General features: G+C 55.4%; 19 protein-coding genes. 15 read left to right on the top strand and 4 right to left on the bottom strand.

Features of this window, described 5'->3' with window-relative positions; all coding sequences use genetic code 11:
* Window positions 1-10: 10 nt before the first annotated feature.
* The 5 genes from VFO10_RS15585 to VFO10_RS15565 all read left to right on the top strand — a co-directional run bounded on the left by VFO10_RS15585 (window position 11) and on the right by VFO10_RS15565 (window position 4203).
* Complete coding sequence (locus tag VFO10_RS15585; protein ID WP_325141756.1) at window positions 11-484, top strand: YybH family protein; 474 nt, start codon at window positions 11-13, stop codon at window positions 482-484.
* Between the two features lie 182 nt (window positions 485-666).
* The gene (locus tag VFO10_RS15580; RefSeq protein ID WP_325141754.1) at window positions 667-1395 is read left to right on the top strand and encodes a hypothetical protein; all 729 of its coding nucleotides are present in this window, start codon (window positions 667-669) and stop codon (window positions 1393-1395) included.
* Between the two features lie 189 nt (window positions 1396-1584).
* Window positions 1585-3174 carry a hypothetical protein gene (locus VFO10_RS15575; RefSeq protein ID WP_325141752.1) on the top strand — a complete coding sequence of 530 codons (1590 nt, stop codon included), beginning with the start codon at window positions 1585-1587 and terminating at the stop codon, window positions 3172-3174.
* A 58-nt stretch (window positions 3175-3232) separates the two neighbouring features.
* Window positions 3233-3883: an HAD family hydrolase gene (locus VFO10_RS15570; protein ID WP_325141750.1), complete on the top strand. Its 651-nt coding sequence runs from the start codon at window positions 3233-3235 to the stop codon at window positions 3881-3883.
* Between the two features lie 53 nt (window positions 3884-3936).
* Window positions 3937-4203, top strand: coding sequence for a hypothetical protein (locus VFO10_RS15565; RefSeq protein ID WP_325141748.1), 267 nt, complete (start codon window positions 3937-3939; stop codon window positions 4201-4203).
* Here VFO10_RS15565 and VFO10_RS15560 read toward each other — a convergent pair.
* Entirely contained in the window at window positions 4200-5903 is a 1704-nt protein-coding gene (locus VFO10_RS15560) for an alkaline phosphatase family protein (RefSeq protein ID WP_325141746.1), read from the bottom strand. The genes VFO10_RS15565 and VFO10_RS15560 overlap by 4 nt on opposite strands.
* Window positions 5904-6076: 173 nt before the next feature.
* Entirely contained in the window at window positions 6077-7096 is a 1020-nt protein-coding gene (locus tag VFO10_RS15555) for a TerC family protein (RefSeq protein ID WP_325141744.1), read from the bottom strand.
* Window positions 7097-7208: 112 nt separating this feature from the next.
* On the opposite strand from VFO10_RS15555, the gene VFO10_RS15550 reads away from it, so the two are divergent.
* From VFO10_RS15550 to VFO10_RS15505, 10 genes are all read left to right on the top strand, one after another.
* Entirely contained in the window at window positions 7209-8093 is an 885-nt protein-coding gene (locus VFO10_RS15550) for a LysR family transcriptional regulator (protein WP_325141742.1), read from the top strand.
* Window positions 8094-8206: 113 nt separating this feature from the next.
* Window positions 8207-9331 carry a hypothetical protein gene (locus VFO10_RS15545; protein WP_325141740.1) on the top strand — a complete coding sequence of 375 codons (1125 nt, stop codon included), beginning with the start codon at window positions 8207-8209 and terminating at the stop codon, window positions 9329-9331.
* 62 nt (window positions 9332-9393) lie between these two features.
* The gene (locus VFO10_RS15540; protein ID WP_325141738.1) at window positions 9394-12645 is read left to right on the top strand and encodes a PAS domain S-box protein; all 3252 of its coding nucleotides are present in this window, start codon (window positions 9394-9396) and stop codon (window positions 12643-12645) included.
* Between the two features lie 142 nt (window positions 12646-12787).
* On the top strand, window positions 12788-13738 hold the full coding sequence (locus tag VFO10_RS15535; protein ID WP_325141736.1) for a hypothetical protein: 951 nt from the start codon (window positions 12788-12790) through the stop codon (window positions 13736-13738).
* A 109-nt stretch (window positions 13739-13847) separates the two neighbouring features.
* The gene (locus VFO10_RS15530) at window positions 13848-14738 is read left to right on the top strand and encodes a universal stress protein (protein ID WP_325141734.1); all 891 of its coding nucleotides are present in this window, start codon (window positions 13848-13850) and stop codon (window positions 14736-14738) included.
* Between the two features lie 220 nt (window positions 14739-14958).
* Complete coding sequence (locus tag VFO10_RS15525) at window positions 14959-16413, top strand: DUF2868 domain-containing protein (RefSeq protein WP_325141732.1); 1455 nt, start codon at window positions 14959-14961, stop codon at window positions 16411-16413.
* Window positions 16410-17783, top strand: a complete 1374-nt coding sequence (locus VFO10_RS15520) for a GTPase/DUF3482 domain-containing protein (RefSeq protein ID WP_325141730.1) — start codon at window positions 16410-16412, stop codon at window positions 17781-17783. Before VFO10_RS15525 ends, VFO10_RS15520 begins: the two co-directional genes overlap by 4 nt.
* 74 nt (window positions 17784-17857) lie before the next feature.
* Window positions 17858-18943 carry an SMP-30/gluconolactonase/LRE family protein gene (locus VFO10_RS15515; protein ID WP_325141728.1) on the top strand — a complete coding sequence of 362 codons (1086 nt, stop codon included), beginning with the start codon at window positions 17858-17860 and terminating at the stop codon, window positions 18941-18943.
* A gap of 167 nt (window positions 18944-19110) precedes the next feature.
* Window positions 19111-20007, top strand: a complete 897-nt coding sequence (locus tag VFO10_RS15510) for a hypothetical protein (protein WP_325141726.1) — start codon at window positions 19111-19113, stop codon at window positions 20005-20007.
* Window positions 20008-20566: 559 nt separating this feature from the next.
* Window positions 20567-21001, top strand: coding sequence for a hypothetical protein (locus VFO10_RS15505; protein WP_325141724.1), 435 nt, complete (start codon window positions 20567-20569; stop codon window positions 20999-21001).
* A gap of 37 nt (window positions 21002-21038) precedes the next feature.
* Here VFO10_RS15505 and VFO10_RS15500 read toward each other — a convergent pair whose 3' ends face one another.
* Together VFO10_RS15500 and VFO10_RS15495 are read right to left on the bottom strand one after the other, a co-directional pair.
* Entirely contained in the window at window positions 21039-21455 is a 417-nt protein-coding gene (locus VFO10_RS15500) for a hypothetical protein (protein ID WP_325141723.1), read from the bottom strand.
* Window positions 21452-22189, bottom strand: coding sequence for a hypothetical protein (locus VFO10_RS15495; RefSeq protein ID WP_325141721.1), 738 nt, complete (start codon window positions 22187-22189; stop codon window positions 21452-21454). The genes VFO10_RS15500 and VFO10_RS15495 overlap by 4 nt, the downstream gene beginning before the upstream one ends.
* Window positions 22190-22632: the final 443 nt, after the last annotated feature.

Genomic DNA, 22632 nt, shown 5'->3' with positions numbered 1-22632 from the left:
AGGAGGACTTATGGATACTGACGCCATTCCCGAATTCTTCAAGGAACCATCGAGCGGCGCGGAGGCGGAAATCCGCGCGATCGAGCATGAGCTTGCCCTGGCCATCCGCGCCGGCGACCTGCGCAAAATCATGTCCTTTTACAACGAGGATGTGCGGGCTTTCGATATGATGCCGCCCCCGCAATTCATCAATAAGATTTCCTATCAGAAAGAAGCCTGGGAGAATTGTTTCACTCAGGTCTTTCGCTTCCCGGTGGAATTCGAGCAGCATGATCTGCGCGTGCATGCCGAGGGCGACGTGGCCTATAGCCACTGCCTCATCCACATGCGGGGCGAGACGCTGGATGGCCAGAGCATGGAATCCTGGTGCAGGAATACCACGGGTTGGCAGAAAATCGGTGGGCATTGGCTCATTGTCCATGAGCACAATTCCGTGCCGTTGAATAAGGAAAACGGTTTCGCGTTAATGAATCTTGCGCCCTGATTGTGCAAGCCTTCGCTCGCTGCGGGCTCGGTTCGTGAACGCCCCCCGCAGCGGCCCGCCCACCTCTTCTCATCAAAACGAATCGTGCTGCTCTGACGGCTCATCAGAGTCAATTGCATCCGTGAGAAAAATAATATAGAAGTGAAAATAATGCAGCGTCATAGAAGAGGGAGCATCACGCGATGGACGGCCTCGAACTATATGGCAGCGAATATCTTCATATTCGCTTTCGTTCGGCTTTACTCGAAAAGGTCGCCAAGCTGGAAACCAAGGCTCAGAGTCTGGCCCAGTCGCGATTGTCGCGAGCGGAGTTCGCGGATAAACACGCCCTGTTGGTCGGACGTTTTCTTCTGGGCGTTCAGAATCTCCTTGCGGCGACCAGCACCGAAAAAAATGATTACGTGCTCTGGACCAGCCGCCTTTCCAATCAGGATTTCGCCAAACTGATTTGGGATTTTTATCAAGTTCCGCATAAGCTCGACAAAGTTTCTGTCCTTGCGCAGTTTTTGGAAAGTTGGAGCGCCCAGCAGCCTTATTTTTCACCAGCCGCCCTCCGCAGCCTGACGATGCTCGCAAGGATGCTGGACCCAGCGAACTGGGGCTTTCTCGGCTGGCGAACGCTCGCCTGTCTCGGTTACCATTCGATGACCGAACTGAAGCAGGTGCGCCTGCATAATGCCCAGAGCGAGGTTCAGGACGAGTTTGCAGCCGTGACGGCTCAGGATATCGTCGCTGCGATGGAGCGCATGCGGACTCTCATCCGTAAGGACCTGCCGACTGCTGCCAGTGTCGCGGCTGCTCTTTACTGTATCAGTCTGGATCTTTGGCCCAAGGAGGCTGACTACGAACGCCCCGATCCCTTGGCCAGCTTCGTTCATACGACCTGTGAATCCCACGCCGCCACCGTTTAAGACTAGACTCTTTGTGCGAGGAATCATAAAGTGCTGCGCTGTCAGGAACGTGACAGTTGTCAGCGGTTTTACCCCGGCTTCTGCCCTTTAACCACCTGAAAAAATTAAAAAAATGGGAATGAACACCTCTTGCAAAAAGACGGGGCCGACCCGGTCCTGGTGCCTTTCCCTTTGTTGAGGATGAAGCGAATGATGAAGAAGCTGCTGTCTCCCGGCCTTTTGCTGCTGGCCTCCACCCCTTTCCTGGCCTGTTCCCCGCAATCCAGTCAGACGAACAGCCAAAAAGGCCAGACGGTGCACCGCTACGTGCACTGGAACATCAAGGAAATCGACAGCACCAAGATTGATGCCTATGAAAAATCGCGGAGCGGCATAGCTTCGCAGGATCGCAACGCACCCGGGAAAGCGCTGCAGGTGAAGTCCGCGCTTCAGCTTTTGAATGAGCTGAAACCCGAATATATTTCTTTGAATGAAATCCAATATGATGTCGATAAAATGGAAAGCGCGATGGCCGCTGCCACCTGCGATTTTTCGCAGGTCGTGGCCGAGCGTCGCCGTCTTCCCAACACCCAGAATCATGATTTCATGCTGGAACGCGTGGAAGGCGCGCGGTGGGACACGACCTTCTGTCCGGCGAATACCGGAGCCATGGCGAAGCGCGATGGCGAAAACTTCCTAAGCGATCGCCCGAATGAAAGCGATTCGGAATTCGCGCGGAAAGATGCCCTCATCGATAAGGTGAACTTCGGCTGGACGCCGGGTCAGTATTCCACCGTCTTTGCCAGTTCGACGCCGATTCAAAAGCGTTTTGTCAACGCCGGCCTTATGTGGGCGGACTGGGATCCGAACATGGATATCACCGGCTTTGACCTGGGCTTCACCAACATCAACTATCGTGACCAAACGCTGACCGAAGAGAAGATCCAGGCCATGGCCCGCGCTGCGAACCTGGACGGAGATCGCTATAAGACCTATCCGCTCTTCGACAAAAACTTCAATGTGAGCTGGGTGGTCATTGACGGCCGCGATGTGGCGATGGTGACCTTCCACACCGTGCCGGCCTTTGGTTTTGATCGTGAAGGCAAGATCGTGAATCCGAATCCTGAGCGGAACAAGGCTCAGCTGGAATTTTTGGAATGGTACCTCCTTGGCCAATGCGAACCGGAATCGAAAAGCCGCGTGCGCAGCTGCCAGACCGATATTCGGCCTTTGGACGCCGGCAGTTCCTTTATCGCCGTCGGTGATCTGAACGTCGCCATAGATTCGCCGATCTATCCCGGTTCGAAAGTTCTGCAGCGCATCCTGAGCCATGCGGGAACTGCGAATGCGCGCCTTCTGGACAGAAAATTCGGTCTTCCCATCATTTCCCGCGAAAACCTGCCGGCGGAAGTCCTGGCGAAGATGGATGCGGGAACCTATAACGCAGCGGAATTCGGCGGCTTCCATGAGTATACGACCTTCATTCCCTACGGTTTCGATTACCGGGGGCGCGGCCGCAGCAAGACTGAGCAGCTGGATTATTTCATCGTGTCCCAGGACCTTGAGATCAAGCGCCTGGAAACCTTTTTCGTGAATCCTGAATTCAAGGATCATGGCTGTTTCACGGATGCGGCGGCTGCCGACGCCGTGATCGCGGCGGAAAAAACCGCGGGTCGCGCTGTGGATGTCTTCAAAAAGGATAAGACCACGACCTGCGTAAAATCAGGAGCGGCCGCTTACGGAACCCTGCGTGAAGGGAGCGATCACCTGCCCCTGATTCTGGAATTCAGTTTCCGCTAAGACGACTTTATGATATCCCCCTTTCTGTCCGGCACGCACGCCGCACCAAGGGGGAAGCATGAACGCCAAGGCCCTGATTTTTGACTGTGACGGTACCCTGACGGATTCCTTGGGCCAGGCCCTGGAATCCTTCCACTATGCCCTGGATCGTCTGGGCGAACCCCGCAGCACTCCTGATGTCATCCGCTACTTCGGTGTCTCTGCCGATCGTATCCTCTTCAATCTTTTGGGTGATGCCGCCCGCGCGCAAAAAGCCTATGAATTTTATAAAGAGCAGCAGACGCGTCTGGCTCCAGGAACGCTGGTTTATCCGGGTGTGACTGCACTTTTGGAAAAGGCGCGCAAGGCTTCCGTTCCCATGGCTGTCGTCACGGGTCGCCATCGGCAGGACCTTGAGATCCTGCTTCAGCCGCTGGGGCTTTTGGATTTTTTCTCCGTGATCGTCACCGACAATGAATTGGCCGAACCCAAGCCTTCACCGGAAGGACTTTTCAAGGCTTTGCAGCTTTTGGGGCTGAAGGATGGATCGCAGAGCTTTTACATCGGCGATTCCCTGACTGATATGCAGGCCGCGCACGCCGCGGGGATGAAGCCGATCGCTGCCCTTTGGGATTCAAAGGTCGCGCGGGAAAAACTCCTGAATGCTCAACCTTACGCCTTGGCCGAACATCCGGATGATGTTTGGACGACCTTCATGGCTCAAGTCTGATAAAATAGAGAACGGCCGTCGCCACCCCTGCGCCTACGACCTATACGGCTCTGATGCTCCGCAGTGATGGGGTGCCGCTGGCCGCTTATAACCGCCGTTCCGTGGAAGAAGGCGCGGCCTTCAATGCCTCGCTGAAGGGCGATGAGAATTTTTTCAAGATCGTGGCGAATGAGGATGGATCATTCGAGCTGACGGAAGGCGCGCCCGATTCCACCGCAACGCCCACCTATCGAGCCTTCCAGCCGAAGGATCATACCGGCGAGCGCCTGATGCTGAATGGGATCGACATCGCGCCTTACAAGGCCACGCTGCTGCCTTAAGGTTTGATTTCATTCCGCAGGATTTCATGCAAGACGCGCCCTTCGCTCCCAGTCGGGGGAAGGGTGCCCGCAAAGAACGCCAGAGTCGGCGCGATATCTATAATCTCCGCTTTTTGTCCATACACACCGGCCTTGATCTGTGGCCCGACCAGGGCCAGCGGCACCATGCGATCATAGGAATAGCCGCTCATATGTTCGGCTGTGGAGCCTGGCATCACGTAGTTGGGTTTCAGGATCATGACCACGTCTCCACTGCGACCGGCTGTGAAGGTGTTCTGAATCTGTTTTTGAAACATGCCGGGCGGCAGGGTGTTCAGGCGAACATCAGCAGCGGAAAAGACGTGAAGAATTCCGTTACGGATGCTGCCTTCTTCGCGATAGAAACGGGCCAGACGGTTTGCGACGTCCTCCTTGTTCAGCTTGCTGTACTGCTTCAAAGCCTCGGGATTCAGATAGAAATTGAAATTCGCCTGGTAGGCGATCCAGTTCCCGCCTTTCACGGATCCAAAGGTCTTGGCCAGAAAGTTTTCGCCTTCCTCCATCAGCTTGTCTTCATCCACGCGGCCGGCATCCAGCTTATGGGCATGAAGCCACTCGGCATTGGGCATGCCGCCGTGATCGCCGGTCAGCACGATGATGGTATTTTCAAGTCCCACGGTTTGCTTGATGGCTTTCAGGAAACGCGCGATCTCTTTGTCTTCGATGATGGTCAGCTCTTCAACCTGACGACTGTTGGGGCCGAAGCTGTGCGAAAGGTTATCATGAGTCGAGAAGCTGACGCCCAAAAGATCGGTATCGGGACCGCGACCGAGTTTCAAAGCCTGCAGAGCAGCGATCGCCGTGTCCACGGTCCAGGTCGTGCTTTCGGGAAAATAGCTGGCATAGGTGTTGCGGCCGGAAAGCTGATGCGGAAAATCGCGGCCCATGGCTTCGGTGGCCTTGGATTTTTCAACGAAGCTGTTGTCGGTCCATGAGGTGCCTGTGCCTTGACCCTCGGGGCGGTTCCAGCTGAGCGTGGCCTTATGATTTTTATGAAAGGCCGCGTTCACATCCTGCACCCAGGTCGGCAGCTTGCCCTCTGGAAGATAGTAGCGGCTTGAGACCCAGTTCTGCGATTCCCGATCAAACCAAAGCGCAAGGTCTGCGCGCGATCCGCCCAAGAGCACGGCGGCTCTGTCCTTCAGAGCTAAGGTTACGACGCGGGAACCATAGCCGGAATTTTTCAGCTCGTCGCCCAGAGTCGTGCCGCGGAAATTTTTCGGCGACACGCCGCGCTGGGATCCGGGATCGGCGACGCCCACCTGGGGATAGCCGGAGTCCTCGACGCAGTACATCGGTTTTTGAATACTGGCATCGTACCAGATATTGCCGGAAATCCCATGCTGATAGGCATAGGCCCCGCTCAGGATAGTGGCATGGCCGGGACAGGTCATATTCTGCAGGAGTCCGAATTCAGCCAGCGGATAATAGGCGCCTCGCTCGGTCAAATAACGGAAGCCACCGGGTTCGCCCTGGGGACCGACCGGCGGCAGGAAGCGGTTCTGAAAGCGCGCCACTTGATCCGCGCGGAACTGATCGACGACAAGGGTCACTATCAACTTGGGTTTTTTGATGCGGGAAAGCTGGGCCCAGGCAGGTGTTGCGGTCCAACTGACAACGCAGGCCATGTATACCAGAATTAAATTGAAGCGACGCAGCATGATCACGTTTCCTTTATTGACTCCTAAGTGAGCGGAGATTGCCATTAAATGTCGAGGTTTGTCGAGTTTTTCTGGGGCTGGTTTGGAAAAAGATGACGGCGGAGTATGGGGCGGCGGAGCAGGGGGCTTGGAAAAAAGATGAGGCCTGTGCAGACTGCACAGGCCCCCAGGGATCAGGAGTTGGCCAGCTTGCGACGGCGTCTTGCGTCGACCACAAGCGAGAGCACGATGGAGGAACCGATCAAGAAGGAGATGATCATGAGCGACCAGCTGATGGGGAATTTGCCGCCAAAAGCTTCATTCAACCAGACCATCTTGAGGCCCACGAAAACCAGGACGGAAGCCAAACCATACTTGATGTAAGCGAAGCGATCCATGACACCAGCCAGCATAAAGTACATCGAACGCAGACCCAGGATCGCGAAGATATTCGAGGTGAACACGATCAGGGGCTCCTTGGTCAGAGCGAAGATCGCGGGCACCGAGTCGATGGCGAAGATGATATCGCTCAGTTCCAGGAAGACCAGGGCCAGGAACAAGGGCGTCACGTAACGCAGGCCGTCCTTTTTAATGAAGAACTTATCGCTTTCAATGACGGGATGAATCCGAAACACTTTCTTCAGCCCGCGCACCACGATGTTCTTATTCAGATCCGTCTGCTCGGTGCCGGCAAAATACATTTTGATACCAGTCAGGATCAGAAGAGCACCGAAGAAAATCACGACCCATTCATAGCGCATGAGCACCGATCCCATCGCGATGAAGATCGCGCGGAACAGCAGCGCACCGAAAATACCCCAAAACAGCACGCGGTGCTGATAGACTTTGGGGATGCCGAAGTAGGCGAAGACCACGGCGAAGACAAAGATGTTGTCTATGGCCAAGGATTTTTCGACCACAAAGCCTGTGAGAAATTCGAGCGCGACCGACTCCGCCTGCTGCTGCGCATTGAAACCCGGTATCGTAAAATACTGGGGATCCGTGGAAAAACGCCAAAGCGCATACTGATAGAATCCGAAATTGAAAAGAAGCGCGAGACTGATCCAGATCGCGGTCCAGATGGACGATTCCTTGAAGGAAACTTCATGCGCCGTCTTATGGAAAACGCCCAGGTCCAAGGCCAGGACCAAAAAGACAAAACAGGTGAAAGCGAGATAAAACCACCAATAATCTGCGAATGTGAAAAGTACCATAGGTCCTCCGTTCTCATCCGAACCATTATCGGGATGATTTTTGTATCTCTCAAATCAATAAAAATGTTATCTTGCAGTGTTTAAAGCAATGCTAAAAGCGAAGGATCGCCCCATGAATCCTTGGATCAATTACCACCATCTCTTTTATTTCAAGACCATAGCCGAAGAGGGCTCCGTCTCCAAGGCCGCGGAAATACTCAGGATTGGGCAGCCAACCCTCAGCGCCCAGCTCAAACTTTTTGAAGATACTATGGGGATACAACTTTTCGAGCGCCAGCACAAAAAACTCATCCTGACCGAGCAGGGTCGGGTCGCCCTCGACTACGCCCGGAACATTTTCAAGATGGGCTCGGAAATGTATGAAGTCCTGCATGATCGTCTGAAGCCCATGAAAACGTCGCTGCATATCGGGGCGATTGATAGCATTCCCAAACAGATCATCCTTGAACTCGTGAAGCAGGCTGTGCAGCTGGGTCCTTGTCAGATCACTCTGTCGGAAGGAAAACCGGATGAACTTCTGCGGGAGCTGAGCGCGCATCGCGTCGACCTCATGGTGACGAACTTTCTGCCGGCGGGTGTCGATGCCAAGGGCCTCAGTCCGCGCAGCATCACCAAAAAGAACGTCGCGTTCTATGCGAGCCCCGCCTTCCTTCACCTGCGCAATGATTTTCCGCGCTCGCTATCGGGCCAGCCGGTGATCCTTCCCACCTACGACAGCAAACTGCGGCAGGATCTGGAACACTGGGCCCACATTCATCATGTGGACTGGGATATCGTGACGGAAAGCCAGGACGTGTCGGTGAAAAAACTCCTCGCCATGCATGATCTGGGACTGATGGCCGCGGCGGCTCACACGGTGACGAGACAGGTGAAAGAAGGGGCTCTGGTCGAGATCGGCATTCTGCAGGGCGTGCATGAAGAGCTGTTCCTGGTCACCGCCGCCAGGAAAATAGAAAATCCGATCGCGATCCAGCTGCACAAGGATTTCATGATATAAGTTAAAGCGATGCAAAAATGCTTTTTTATGAATTTCAGCCGCGGGCATTCTTTTCCGTAGGATATCTTCATAGGCCGGAATGGGCGTTGTCCCAGTAATGCCAAGGAGGATTTATGATCACGGAACGTCGGTCCATTCTTGAACCCCTTTTTTCGTCCCAGGAAGGTTTGCATCTTAGCATTTACCTTGTGAATCGCGGCGATCCCAATGATGTGAAGTCGCAGCTGCGGCGCGCTGTGAATCATGCTCGGGAGTGCCTTGAGCCGGTTCAGAGTGAGGACGCTCTGGAGAAATTCCTGAAGCCGGTCCTGGGACTTCTGGCGGATGCCCGGGTTTTGCAGGATGTCAAAGGCCACATAGGGATTTTTCGGAATGAAAATTCCTTCCGCATTCTCAGCATCCCGATCGAAGTCGACTTCCTTTGCTCGGTGGCGACCACCTTTCACATCAAGCCGCTCTTGCGCTGGCTGCAGATGGATCGGGAATTCCTTCTGCTCGGTTTGGAGCCCGGCGTCTTTCATCTTTACCAGGGAAGTCAGCATGCCCTCAGGCGGCTGGAAATCCGGCGGCGACCGCATGGAATGGACCACGAGGCTCCGGGCGCGACCGGCTCGCACCGGCCGCATCGCGAGCTGATGCAGGAGGTGATGGACTGGCTCAACGAATGGCTCAACCGCGTGCCCAGCGAGGTTCGGCCGAAACTCTATGTAGTCGGCGAATCCACGCTCTGCGCTGCAGCTTTCAAACGTCTGCGCGTGGGACGTGCGGTGCGGCTGGCCCATTACGCGTCCTTTCATCAGACGAAGCTCGCGGATATGTGCCAGGACATACGGCGTGCCCTGAAAAAAGAGGCGAGGCAGGAGCTGGAGCGAGCCTTCATCGAATATCGCTGCGCCGCCGAGATGAATCTCACGACCAGCAACATGGATCAGATCGCTCAGGCCGCGATTCAAGGGCAGGTCCGCAAGCTCATCATTGCCGATGGCCTGCACATCTTCGGCAAGTTGCATCCCGAGACCGGCCGCCTTACGCTGCATCCGCGGGATATGGATCACGAGGACGACGACATCCTCGATGATCTGGCGCAAGCGGTCTTAGCGCATGGTGGGAATGTGCTGGTGGCTTCACGTCATCAACTGCCGCAGGGACGACCCGCTTTGGCGATACTTGACCACGAGCGAGCCGCTGCAGCCATGCCAACCCCGGTCAATGTGCCCTTTGCTGCCTATATCGGATAATCTGTGACAGTAGGCTGCGTGTCCATTATACTCCCGCCCTATAACTATGCACGCGGGGTTGTATGCAGAGGTTTGTTCGACTTTTCCTGCCGCTGCTTGGGCTCGGGTTTGTTATCGTGGGGATGTCTTTTCTGTCCCCGGGCACAAGCGGCGTCCTTACTACCTTGTTGGGATTGGTCACGAGTGCTGTGATTTTTCTGGCCTACGAGCTGAGGCGCGAACGCGTTCGCTTTGCTGAGCTTGAGGCCAGTGAGCAGCTTTATAAAGACAGCTTCGAACGATCCAATGTCGGTATCGCCCATGCGACCGAGGATGGTCATTGGATACGGGTGAATTCCCGTTTTGCCCAGGTCCTGGGTTGCTCGCGCGAAGAGGTGATGGGTTCGACTCTTCGGGACTTTACTCATCCTGACGATCGCGCGATGGATGACGAGCTGACCCGCAAACTCTGGAGCGGCGAGCTTGCCTCGGCGACTCTGCAGAAACGTTTTATTCGGAAAGATGGAAGCATCGTCTGGGTGTTCCTGTCAGCGACTCTGTCCACGGCGCGCCCGGGGCAGCCGCGTTATATCCTTCGCAGCATCAAGGACATTACAGCCTGGAAACAGGCCGAAGCGGCTCTGACCGAATCGTCCTTGCAGTTGCGTCTGGCGACCGAGGCCGCGCAGCTCGGCATTTGGGAGCAAGATCTGCAAACCGGCAGAACACGCGGCAATGATCTCTTCTGGGACATGCTGGGCCTTGCGAATCCTGGTCCGACCGGGACCACGGAATTGAATCGCTTCATCCACGATCTGGATCGAGCGGCAGTCCTGGAGGGTTTTGAGGAATCCAGGCGGACAGGTGCGGACTACATGTGCGAGTACCGCTTCCTTAAAGGTGAAGGAACGAAGATCTGGCTGGAGACGACAGGCAGCCCCATTCGCAATGAAAAAGGCGAGATCATCCGCTTTGTTGGGGTGACGCGCGATATCACCGATCGCAAACTCGCGCAGCTTGATTTTCAGCGCTGCGTGGATGTTTCGCCTGCCATACTCTGGATCACGGAAGAGGGAGGATCCTGCACGTATCTGAGCCAGCAGTGGTTTTCCTTTACGGGGCAAACCAGGAGTGAGGCGCTCGGGTTTGGCTGGCTGGATGCCGTGCATGACGACGATCGCGAGACGGTCCGTCAGGGTTATTTGGAAGCCACTGCGCGGCGCAAGCCTTTTTACATGGAATATCGTCTTCGAACCGCGTCGGGGGCTTATCGTTGGGTGATCGACGCCGGTCATAGACGCTTTGATGCCGATGGCGTGTTTTTGGGATACGCGGGTTCCATCTTTGATATCCACGATAGGAAGGAAGCCCAGGCGAAGTTGGAGGAAGCCGTCCTGCAGTTCAAGGCCCTTGCCAACTCCATTCCGCAATTGGCCTGGATGGCTGATGCTCAGGGATACGTCTTCTGGTACAACGATCGCTGGCTTCAGTTCACAGGCTCCAATTTGGAGGCGATGAAAGGCAATGGCTGGTTGGACGTCCATCATCCTGATCACGCGCAGCGTGTCTTGAAAAAATACCAGGACTGCCTGCAAAGCGGCCAGATATGGGAGGATACCTTCCCGCTTAAAAGCGCCGACGGCACCTGGCGTTGGTTTCTCTCGCGCGCCATTCCCATTTGCAACGAAGCGCATGAGATCGTGCAGTGGTTCGGAACCAGCACGGATATCACCGAGCTGCGGGAATTCCAGAATGCTCTCCTGGAATCCGAAGCCCGTTTCCGCGATCTGTCGAACTCCATGCCGCAGCTGGTCTGGACATCGAATTCCGCCGGCCAGGTGGATTACTACAACGAGCGTGCGTTCGAGTATGAAGGTTTCCAGAAGGACAGCGAAGGACTCTGGAATTGGCAGCCCGGACTTCATCCTGATGACCTGGATGCGACGGTCAGGGCCTGGCGTGCTGCGGTCGAGAACAAGCATCTTTATACCTGCGAGCATCGCGTGCGCATGAAGGATGGCCATTACTGCTGGCATCTCAGTCGCGCGCTTCCCGTTTTTCAGGAAAATGGCGAGGTCAAGCGATGGTATGGAACAGCCACCAATATCCATGAATACAAGCTCGCCCTGGTGGAACTGGCCAAGGCCAAGGAAAGCGCGGAAGAAGCGAACAAGGCCAAAAGCCGCTTTTTGGCGAACATGAGCCATGAGATCCGTTCCCCGATGAGCTCCGTTCTTGGTTACGCAGACCTTCTTCTGGAACGCGGCCTGCCCGAGGCCGATCGCACCGCCTATGCCGCCAGCATCAAGGCCAGCGGTGGCCATCTTCTGGCTATCATCGACGACATCCTGGATCTTTCCGCGGTGGAATCGGGGGAATTCAAAATAGATCGTCATGCCTTTGCCATGGTCGACCTCGTCAGCGAGACTGTGAAATCCATGGAGGTCCTGGCCCAGCGCAAAGGGATCAGTCTTCAGGTGGAATTCAAGAATCCTGTGCCGGGCTATATAGATTCCGATCCCCTGCGCTTCAGGCAGATCCTCCTCAACCTTCTTTCGAACGCGATTAAATTCACGGAGAAAGGTCGCATTCGGATCAGCCTCAGCTTTCAGAACGAGGAGCTGATGCTCGAAGTGGAAGACAGCGGCGTCGGCATCGACGCGAGCAAAGCGCATAAACTCTTCCGAGCCTTTTCCCAGGTCGATTCCAGTATCAGCCGACGCTTCGGCGGCACCGGCCTTGGCCTTCATCTGTCGCGGCGCCTGGCCGAGGCGCTCGGCGGTGATTTGGTTTTGAGCTGGTCGATCCCTGGCGTCGGCAGCTGTTTTGCTTTGACGATCAAGGTCGGGCCGGCATCAGGCCCTTATATTGAATCCCTGCAGGACAGTCAGAGGATTATTGCGAAAGCCAGTCCTCAGACGATGCCTGCCGGTGGGCAGTATTCGGTGCTGCTGGCCGAGGATTCGCATGACAATCAGATCCTGATCAAGATCTTCTTGAAAAAACTGGGCGCGCGAGTCGACGTCGCAAGCAATGGGGAAGAAGCCATCCGTCTTGCACGGTCGGCGGATTACGATATCATCCTGATGGATATGATGATGCCGGTCATGGATGGATTGGAAGCGACGAGGCGCCTGCGGTCGACAGGCTATCGGCGGCCTATCGTGGCGCTCACGGCCCATGCGCTCAAGGAAGAGGTGGAAAAATCCATCGCTGCCGGCTGCGATCTTCACCTGACCAAGCCCATACAGATTGATGTTCTGCGGCGCACGATCGAAGTCCTTCTCCTGAAACGTCGTGATCATGATCACATGCTGGATGCCGGCTTGCATTGAAAGCGGTTCGCCGCAAGGGCTTTCATCCTTCTAAAAAAAGGGCTTTAAACAGCTGAATTCATGGGCCCGCCGTCCCTTTTTAAAATAAGTCCACGAAGGTTCCGATACCTTGAGCAGAACACACTCGCACGTGGGGCTTATTATGTTTCAGCGTAAGAAACTTCTTTCACTCTCTCTGGCTCTTGGGCTTGGGGCCTGCAATGCCAACCCCGCGATGCATCGCGCACCCGAGGCGACGGAAGCCCAGGCGGTGGTCAGCGACAACCGTGATGCCACGCCTGTGGTGGAAGAAGCGCCTCAGCCTTCCGCTGCCCAGGACGAGATGGCGGAAGAATCCAGCATTGCCCTGGAACCCACTGCGATCGGCGGCGCGTTCCTGACCTGCCGATATCCCGATAATCAAAAGCAGGGTGAGGCCACCTATCGCATGGACTGTGCTCTGACGCCCGAGAAGCCCATTACGGTGACGAGCGTGACTGCATCCTTCCGAAAGGTCGATGCCGCCGGGCAGAAGTATGATCTGGCCGTGATGCAGGAAAATATGAGTGGGCTCAGTTGGGTGATCGCGGAGACGCCGGCCACACTCTTCTATCGCACGGTGGAGGCGACGATCAGCATCAATGGCAGCGCGCCGACGATCTTCCGCGCGGATATCACAGGTTCCATGACTCTGGATCGTGTGGCCACGTATTGGCTGGGCGGTGAGCCCAACAATGCGCCGGGACCGAATGGCGAAGACGAGGACTGCGCGGAGTATGAAAATCTCGCTGGCAAAAATAATCATGCAGGCGTCACAGGCATGTCGAGCGGCGCCCTCGGCCGTTTCAATGATACGATCTGCACTTTGAATCGACCTTTCCTTTGCAAGAATATTACGGATAAAACCCGACCGAAGTGGGCTGTCAGCGCAGGCATGGGACCTTTCAGCGCCAGTGCCAACGCCTGCCCGCAGGGTTATCGTTTCGCCTTGCCTTTGGGTGATGCAGAAGGACAGGAGGTCAATGCCATCATTGATCAAAGGACGGAAATCCTCAAAATATGGGTGCCGCTGTCCGACCGCCTGAAAGAGGGTGAATTCCGTATCAGCTTTTGATTGATCGCTTCTGACAATTATCTTCCTTCACTTTCCATATTTGCCTTTCCCTTGGATTTGCGTCTGAATATAAAGGACGTGATAATCACTTAGGGAAAGGAATCCATACATGAAAGCCGTCGTCGGAATTGATGCTTCTCCCGAAGCCCTGAATTCGGTCAGAATGTTGGCACGCCTGCAGTTGAGCCAGCCTGAGCTGCAGCTGGTGCATGTCATCGAACGGCTGTCACCTGAAGAGTGGGCGAAAAAACCCCAGAATGCCAACGATCTTTTGACTCAATTTCTGCGGCTTCAGGAAAAGGAAGGGCAGCAGAGCCTCGATCAAGCGTCAGCTTTGGCGCGTGATCTTCAACTGCCGGCGGAGTCCGTTCTGAAATATGGAAGCACGGTGAGCAATCAGCTGCTGCAGGTGGCGCAGAATTCCCAGGCGGATCTGATTGCCATCGGCTCGCGCGATGAAAGCGCCCTGGGCAAATTACTGATAGGCTCGGTGGGACGTAAACTTGTGACCAGTTCACCCACCAGTCTTTTGATTTCAAGGACTGAGCTGACCCCCCAGGAGCCCGTGGAAGCGGTTTTTGCCACGGATCATTCCGAATATGCGGCGCGCTGCGTGGATACGCTTCTGCACCTTGCGCCTCGGGGTTTGAAACGTCTGACCATCATGACCGCTTATCCGCGTGAAATGGTGCGCTCCCTTCGCAATTTCAGCCCCCAGGTGCCGCCGCATATCGGACAATGGCTGGAGGCCCATCTGAACGAGCAGAATCAGAAAGTGGAGCAGCAGCTGAAAGCTTTGGGTGTGGCCGTGCAAAGCCGGGTGATCGCCAGTGATCCCGATACGGCGATCGAGGAAAGCATGAAGGCGAGCGGTTCCAAACTCCTCATCATGGGCGCTCAGGGGCATGGTTTCTGGCAACGCCTGGCCACCGGAAGTCATACCTTCCGCCAGGCTGTGTCCGGGAAACATTCGGTTTTGATTTTAAGGGCTCGCGAGTGAAATAGAGCGATCCGCTCGGGTGCGAGCGGATCTCTTCCCCCTGGCGAGGTTTACCAGTCCCAGCAACGGCAATCAGGCCCCGCCCTTTGAAATTACATTAAAATCCGCCTCTTGATGCGTGTGAAGCTGCCTTGTCTTGACAAAGTGGCATCATAAGTGCAAGGAATCGCATGGTATTTCGTCCAGCGCGTGAGCTGTGGCGACATAAATAGGGGGCGAAATGGCAGATCATCCGACGCGGGCTTTTTCATTGGGAGACCTTATTGATTATGAAGTCCAGCTGGCTCTTGATAGCCAGGCCCGTCCCGAGGATCTTGCGCAGCGGGATAAGAACGTAAGGATCGACAGTGCGATTCTGAAAAAAGGCAAGGCCCATGGCCTTAAGCTTTGGCTGCGGAAGGTGAGGGGGCCTTATGGTGAAGCGTTCATGCAGGCGCGAGCGCTTTTGAACCTTGGGCTCATCGCGCTGGGGGCGCTGCTCGGTTGGGGGACGATACGCGGGCTTCTGACCTATAACGGTCTGCATCCGGTGAATGTGCTGCCGTTTTTCGCGATCTTTGTGCTCCTTCCTGTGACGTTTCTGCTTTTCCTCTTGCTGCGTGGTTTTGTTGCGCGTCTGTTCGGAAGACTGCCGGGAGGTTGGGTCGCGGCCTCGGGGCATTGGCTCTTGACGCGCGTCATGAAAAAAAATCAGCGGGATCTGCCGCTCGCCGATGTGTGGCATCGTTTGAAATCCATGCATCCGCGGGTTTTTACCTGGCAGGCCTGGATACTTTCGCAGAGCTTTGCGTTCGCATATTATCTGACGGCTTTGGCATCCCTCCTATTTTACGTCAGCGTTCACGATTATGCCTTTGCCTGGCAAACGACGCTGCGCCTTGGACCTGATGCTCTTTTTTCCCTGGTTCATGCCCTGGCTTTGCCTTTCGCGTGGCTCGGCCCCCTCTTCGTTCCCACCATGGATGTCATTCAAACGACGCAATACGATCGCTTCACGGCCAGCTATGTCTCGGGCCAGGGCAGTGCGATGGCGGCGGATTGGTGGCCTTTCCTTGCGGCTTTGATCGGATTTTATGGGCTTTTGCCGCGACTCGTCCTTCTGCTTCTCTTCAAAAGTCGACTGGCCCTTCATCTGCGTTCGCTTCGCTTCGATGATTTCGCCAGCGAGGAAGTCTGGCTCCGTCTGCAGCGCAGCGGCATCAGTTGGCAATCGGCGGCAGGGACCAAGGAAATGGCTGCCGCGGCTTTGCCCGAGCCGATGAGCATGACGAGCCCGCAGCCTTTGCTCATCGTGCGGTGGCGGCAGGCGCCCTTTTCCGAGGCCGAGCTTCGGAACTATTTTGAAGAGCGCGGGCATAGGGTCGGTTCGATTCTGGATGCGGAAGGACGCGATAGCGAGTTTCAGAATATTCTGCAGACGCTCCAGGATGGTCAGTCGCTGGCTCTGGTTTGTGATCCCTGGGAACTTCCTGGCGAGGCTTTCAACCGTCTGCGGCTCGCCATGCGCGAAAAGCTGCCTGTGCGGACGCCCATCTTTCTCGTGCCCCTCCTGCATGATGAAACAAAAGGAGCCGTGGAAACCGCGATCGAGGACCGACCGCTTTGGGAAGCGAGCCTGAAAGCCTTTCGCGATCCTTATGTTGGACTTTTGCTTGAAGGGAGTCATGCCCGATGAAATTTGCAGTGGTCGGTCGATCGAATAAAGGCAAGTCCAGCATCGTCGCGACGATCGTGGAAAATGATGAGATCCTGATCGCGCCCACGCCGCGCACGACCCGAATCAGCCAGGAGTTTGAGCTGAAAGTCGGCGAGCGCATCCTATTCAGCATCATTGATACGCCGGGCTTCGAAGAGGCGCCGGCGGCTTTGGAATGGCTGAAGCGTGAGAGCGTGGCCGCTCACCAAAGACGGCAGCGCGTGCAGGCGTTTTATGATACTTTCCAGGGATCGAATCGTTTTACTTTCGAGTGCGAGCTTTTGAAGCCTATTCTTGAAGGCGCAGCGATCCTCTACGTGGTGGACGCGAGTCATCCCTATCGACCCAACTTCGAAGCCGAGTTTGAAATCCTGCAGTGGACAGGTCAACCCTCGCTCGCGCTTTTGAATCAAACCGGCGATGGGCGTTTTGTGCGTGACTGGCAGGCGGCCCTTGGTCAATACTTTCGTAAAACCCTCGTCTTCAATGCGCATACCGCGCGCTTCGAGGAAAGAATTCGAATCCTGGAGGAGCTGCGTTTTCTGTCCGATGAAACCCGGCCGGTGCTGGATGAAGCGATGGAACTGTTAAAATCACAGCATCAATCGCGCCTGCGGGCGGCGTCTTACATCCTCGCGGAATTCATTTCGGAGGCCATGCATTACCGGAAGAAAGTCGCGGTCGATGATGATGGCAGCGTCTCGGAACAGGAAAAGGGCCGCTACATGGACGAATATTACGATCACATCCGTAAGCTGGAAAAGAACAGCCGCAGGGCCCTGGCCGAGATTTTCAGTTTCAAGAGCCTGGATAGCGAAGAAACCGAACTGAGTCCCAAGGGCCAGAGCGATGATCTTTTCGGTCGTGAAACCTGGGAATTCCTGGGCCTTTCCCGAACGGAACTCATTGCCACCGGAACCGCGGCCGGAGCCTTGGCCGGTGGTGCGATCGATGCCTCGGTCGGCGGCGCCTCGATGATGGTCGGCACGGGACTCGGGGCTGTCCTGGGAAGTCTTGGGACGGGATACCTGGCCTTTTCCGATCCGCAGGTTGCAGGCTTTCGCCTCGCCCGCAAGGCCGTGACCGTCGGACCTATCAAAAGCCCCAACTTTCCCTGGATTTTGCTCGATCGCGGGCTTTTATTCATGGTGGGCATCCTGAATCGCACGCATGCGCAAAGGGGGCGTCTTTTGGTGGATGAGAAACACGGTGGTCCCAGTTCGCGCCTCTCCAAAACGGATAAACGGCTGATCGCCTGGCATCTGCAGAAAATCCGCTGGATCGGGCCCAGCGAGGGTTCCATCAGTCGGCTTTCCGACGAGATTCGCAAGGCTATGGAAAAACTCTGAAGCAGGCGAGAGTCCTTGACTTGCGTGCCGCATGATTCTAGAAATCAGGGCATGCACCTTGTGGAGGACCTTGCATGAAACTCGCTTGCCATCGCTATAGTCTCGGATTGGCTCTCTCGCTCCTGACCCTGGCGCCCCTCGCGCACGCCAGGAAAATAGATCCGGCCCCCTTCCGTCCGGAAAAAGCCCCAGCTCTGGTTGGCCCCTATGCACCGAATGAATACCTGGCGTCTGCAGAAAGACTCGGCGGCGGCCAGCTGCAAGGTCCCGAGGAAATCGCGCTGGACGCGGAAGGCTTCGTTTATACCGGGACGGCCGATGGCACGATCAAAAAAATCTCCCGTGCTGGCGACGTGACCACCTTTGCGCAAACGGGTGGACACCCACTGGGTCTTGATTTTGACGCGGACGGCAACCTTCTGGTGGCCGAACCCTATTCCGGGCTCTTGCTGGTGAATACCCAAGGTGAAGTGACCACTTTGGTGAAGGAATTTGATGGTCAGAAACTGGGTCTGGTCGATGACGTGAAAGTGGCTCGCAATGGGCTCATTTATTTCACCGAAGCGAGCCGCAAATATCCTTTGGATCAGTATCAGCTTGATTTCCTGGAAGCCCGTCCTAACGGTCGTCTCTTCGTATACAATCCGGCCACGAAAGAGACCAGCCTTGTGATGGATCAGCTTTACTTTGCCAACGGCATCGCGCTGTCGGCGGATCAGGATTTCCTGGTCGTTGCGGAGACCTCGCGCTATCGCCTGACCCGCTTCTGGCTGGAAGGTCCGCGCGCGGGTGAACGTGAAGTGTTCCTCGACAATCTTCCTGGACTGCCCGATACGATTTCCTCGAATGGCCAGGGCACGATCTGGGTCGCGTATTTTTCGGTTCGCGATCGTTTGATCGATGGTCTTCAGCCATATCCTTGGATCAAAGGCCTTCTGGCCAAGCTGCCGACTCAGCTTTTGCCGAAGCCCAAGGCTTACAGCCTCGTTGTCGCCTATGATGAAAACGGTCAGGTGCTGCAGTCGCTGCATGATCCGAGCGGCAAGAATATTGGCAACATCACATCGGTCGAAGAGTATAACGGCGAGCTTTATATGGGATCGCTCGGTGGTGACGCCATCGGCGTTTACACTTTGGGTGTGGCCGAAGCCAGTCTCTGATATTTTCGCAAATCCACCTTACCAAACGCAGACACCTGGTGTTCCTCCCATGGAACCCAGGTGTTTTTAATTTTTGTGAATGTGTTTCTTCCTCCTTTCCTGTCTAGATTCAAAACCAGCCCATGCTTTACTAAAAATTCATCGTATTTTTTTGAGGGGAATTTCTTATGCGGAAATTGAAAGTCTTATGGCTTGCGTTCGTGCTGTCCGCCTGTGGAGCCGGAGACCATTCCATGCCGCTGTCGGTGGATGCATCCTCGGCAGATTTGAGTGAACGTCTGAACCTTCCTGATCCGGGCAAGCTCGGCCCTTATCAGGTACGGACCTACACGCCCAAGGCCAGTTCTAGCGGTTACAAGTCAGCGATCATTTATTATCCGAGTGAGAGCAGTGGGAATCTCCTTCCTGCGACGACGCTTTCGGGTGGGTTCACGAATACGAAGGAGCAGATGTCCTGGCTCGGCAAACACCTTGCGAGTCATGGTATCGTCACCATCGTCTTCACGCCCACCAGCAACATGGTTGGCAACGCTCAGATTTGGGCGAATGGTCACAAGGCTTCGCTCGAGACTTTGGTGAAAGAGGAGGCCCTCGGCTCCAGTCCACTGTATGGTCGCATCAATCTGAAACGCATGGGCGTCTCGGGTTATTCGTATGGAGGCGCGGGAGCGATCCTGGCCGCGAATCAGTCGCCTGAGCTTGTCGCGGCTGCGATTCCGCTTTGTGCTTACCAGCCCGCGCGGCCTGCGACGCGGATACCTTATCTCTTCGTCACCGGCACCCAGGACTCCGTGGCCTCGCCTGCCGCAATCCTGAATGTCTTCAAGAGCACCAACACAGGCGAGCCGAAAGCCTTCGCGCGATTCCGCGGCGTGTCGCATTTCGATTTGATCAATGGGGGGCGTTATCAGGCTTCCATCGCGCGTTACGTTACCGCTTGGAATCTGCGTTTTCTTGGGGATAACCTGGATTACAGTGCTTATCTGAATGGTGATCTTGCGAAGCAGAATGCTGCGGATAAGACCGTGTTTGCGAGTGCCGGCGATTACATCTACGAAGAATGATGGAAAGGCCCGGTGCTGACGCCGGGCCTGCTTATTTCTTCGCGGCCGTGTGTTGCCGTGAGTGCCTGTGCGTGTCCCACTCACGCCGGCGTCTCTTCGCTGTCTGCTTTCGCCGGCCCGTTTCCGCTGTCTAAACACCCCAACCGCGGTCCGACTCATCAGCTCCGCTGTCTCTTGAGCGCTGATTCCATCCCACTGAAAACGCTGATGTTTTAATTTTTAAAAGTTTGTGCGCCCATCGTTCTTAAGTCCTGCTGTGTCAGAACCCATCACCAGCCGCAATGGCACATATCTCGCCCATCCATAGTCCGAAGCACCTCGGCCGCTTCAAGCTGCGCCGCTGAACTGTCAAAACTCTGGACATTAAGCCTGGGAGGATCCACGCTCGAAATCAAGCAGCCTGCGCGAGGTCGCGGGCTCTCGTGCGCGTTCTCCCTCAGCTTTTTCCGCGCCTCTTCAAAAAATTCAAGGCATCGAGCCCGCTTGCCGAAAAACGCTGTATAGGCATTTTATTTGCATATTTGAAGCGCACCCACCAACGCTTCAGGAGTATTGCGCCATGCGCAGAGGCCTTCTCATAACACTGTTTGGAATGCTCATGCTTTCGATGAGCGCCTGTCAGAAATCCAAAGCCGACGACACCGCGCCTTTGGAGGAAGCGGAAGCGGAAGCGGTGACCTCGAATGCTGATGTGAAAACGCCGGAACCCGCTGCGCCGGTGACCTGTCGCTCGCTGAATATTCCAACCTACGAACTGCTCATCAAGGATCTCAGCGCCCTGCGCTGCGACAGCTGTCACAACGAGACGTTCGCCTGGAAAGGCATCGTGCTCACGCAGTACGACGCCTGGCAAACCTATGTGAAGCCCATCCGCAATCGCATTTTCTATAATCTCCTGACCCAGCCTCTGGAACCAGGCGAGCAGGAAATCTTCCTGAGCTGGATTGATAACGGCCTGCCGAAGACGGATGCCGACTGCACGGCGAAGAAATAAAAAAAAGCGGCCTGGGAGGGCCGCTTCGAACATAGGGTTATGGACGCACTCCCGCGCGTATCAATAGCCGTCGATCAATGAGCAGTAAAGTTCCATCCTTCATTCCATCCAGCACACGATAGGACCGCCTGATGCCCTGACGATTGATGGCATTCACATGGTATTCCTTCGGCTCCAGCTTCCGATAATCGGCCGGCGCCAGCGCCACAGTTTCCGGTGACGGCGCCTTGCTGGTCAGAAGCATGGCCGGCACAAGCGATTTATCAAGGCCAAGACCGTAGCTCTCTTCATCCCAGACAAAAAGCGCAGCGCGACCCGCCTGGGTTTTCAGCATGGAATCGAGAAGCTCGCGACTGGGTGGACCGCCGCCACCGGCGAGCCCTCCAGCCAGGGCTGCGCTGGTCATGGACAGTGTAGCGATAAGTGCCGAGCCGAGGAACGGAACTATTTTCATGATGGACCCTTCTCCAGAACGATGCCACAGGCAAGGTTAAAAATCATCAAATCCGGCCCGCGATAGTCCGGGTTTTCCAGGATGGAGCATAGCTCGTGCGATGCCTGTGCCATGGTGTTGTAGGCTTTTCTCAAGCCTTCCTTGTTCACGCCGCGGTGGAAACTCCGCATAAGCGAACCGGCATCCGCGAGATCAATCATATCCACGTGAAGATGCGCCATCCTTTTGACGAAAGTGTCCGGAGCATTCACCACGACACTCAATGTGCCTTGGAAAGTGCCGTCAGGGTTGAGTTTGAGAGCTTGCTTGGCCAGGAGTTCATCCAGAGTCTTCATCCCGCTGCGGCCGAATTCCAGAGCGACCCTGTCCCGATCCGCCCCCTCCGTTTCCGAAGCGAACAGATAAACGAGGTAACGCTGCTCCGACGACAGAAGGAACTCGACAGCCTCCATGCGATCATCCAGATCCTGCTGGGTAAAGCCGGAATCGGTCAGATCACGGACTTCCTCGGGGAAGTATTCCTCCAGCACCTGCTTGAAACGGTCAGGCTCGACAAAGCGGGCAATGCGCCTTGCATCGAAGAAGGATAACGATCGCAGGTCACCAGATTCCAGCCGATAAAGCTTCTGATAATCCACATTCGTTTGCTTCGATAGCCAGCGAATGCTCTCCCCACTCTGGCTTAACACAGCTTTCACCCGCTCGCGCAGGTGAATGCAGACTGGATGAACCATCGACCACTCCCTAAGTTTTCCATCATGACTTTTGCATTCACGATAGTGGGGGGTCTTCAGGATGTCAACATTCTCTCGCTCACCGTGAAGAATAATGCATCATCACTCGCCTAGGTTGCGGCATACAGCAGGGATTTTTAAAATTAAAAATTGAGCAGAAAGACGGACCAGTCATGTCAGCCGTAATTTTAAATTCGATAATTCCTGAAACGCTGTCCCTGTCATCGATACAATGGGAAATGGCGTTGGAGCGTGCGTTTTCAATCTTTCAAAATAAAAAAAATTTTGAGGCCATGCATCATAACACCTTGCTCACATATGGCAGGCACTGTTATTCCAAAATTATTCGTTTGATGAAGGAGCAAAGTTTTCCGCATCGGAAGACGCGACCCTTTATGTGTTTTTGCTGATTTCCGGTTTAAACCACTTCTCGGGTCGCGGGC

The sequence above is a fragment of the Oligoflexus sp. genome (assembly GCF_035712445.1).
Lineage (GTDB): Bacteria > Bdellovibrionota_B > Oligoflexia > Oligoflexales > Oligoflexaceae > Oligoflexus.
The sequence above is the reverse complement of the archived record's forward strand: the minus strand, read 5'-3'. Positions and strand labels throughout refer to the sequence as shown.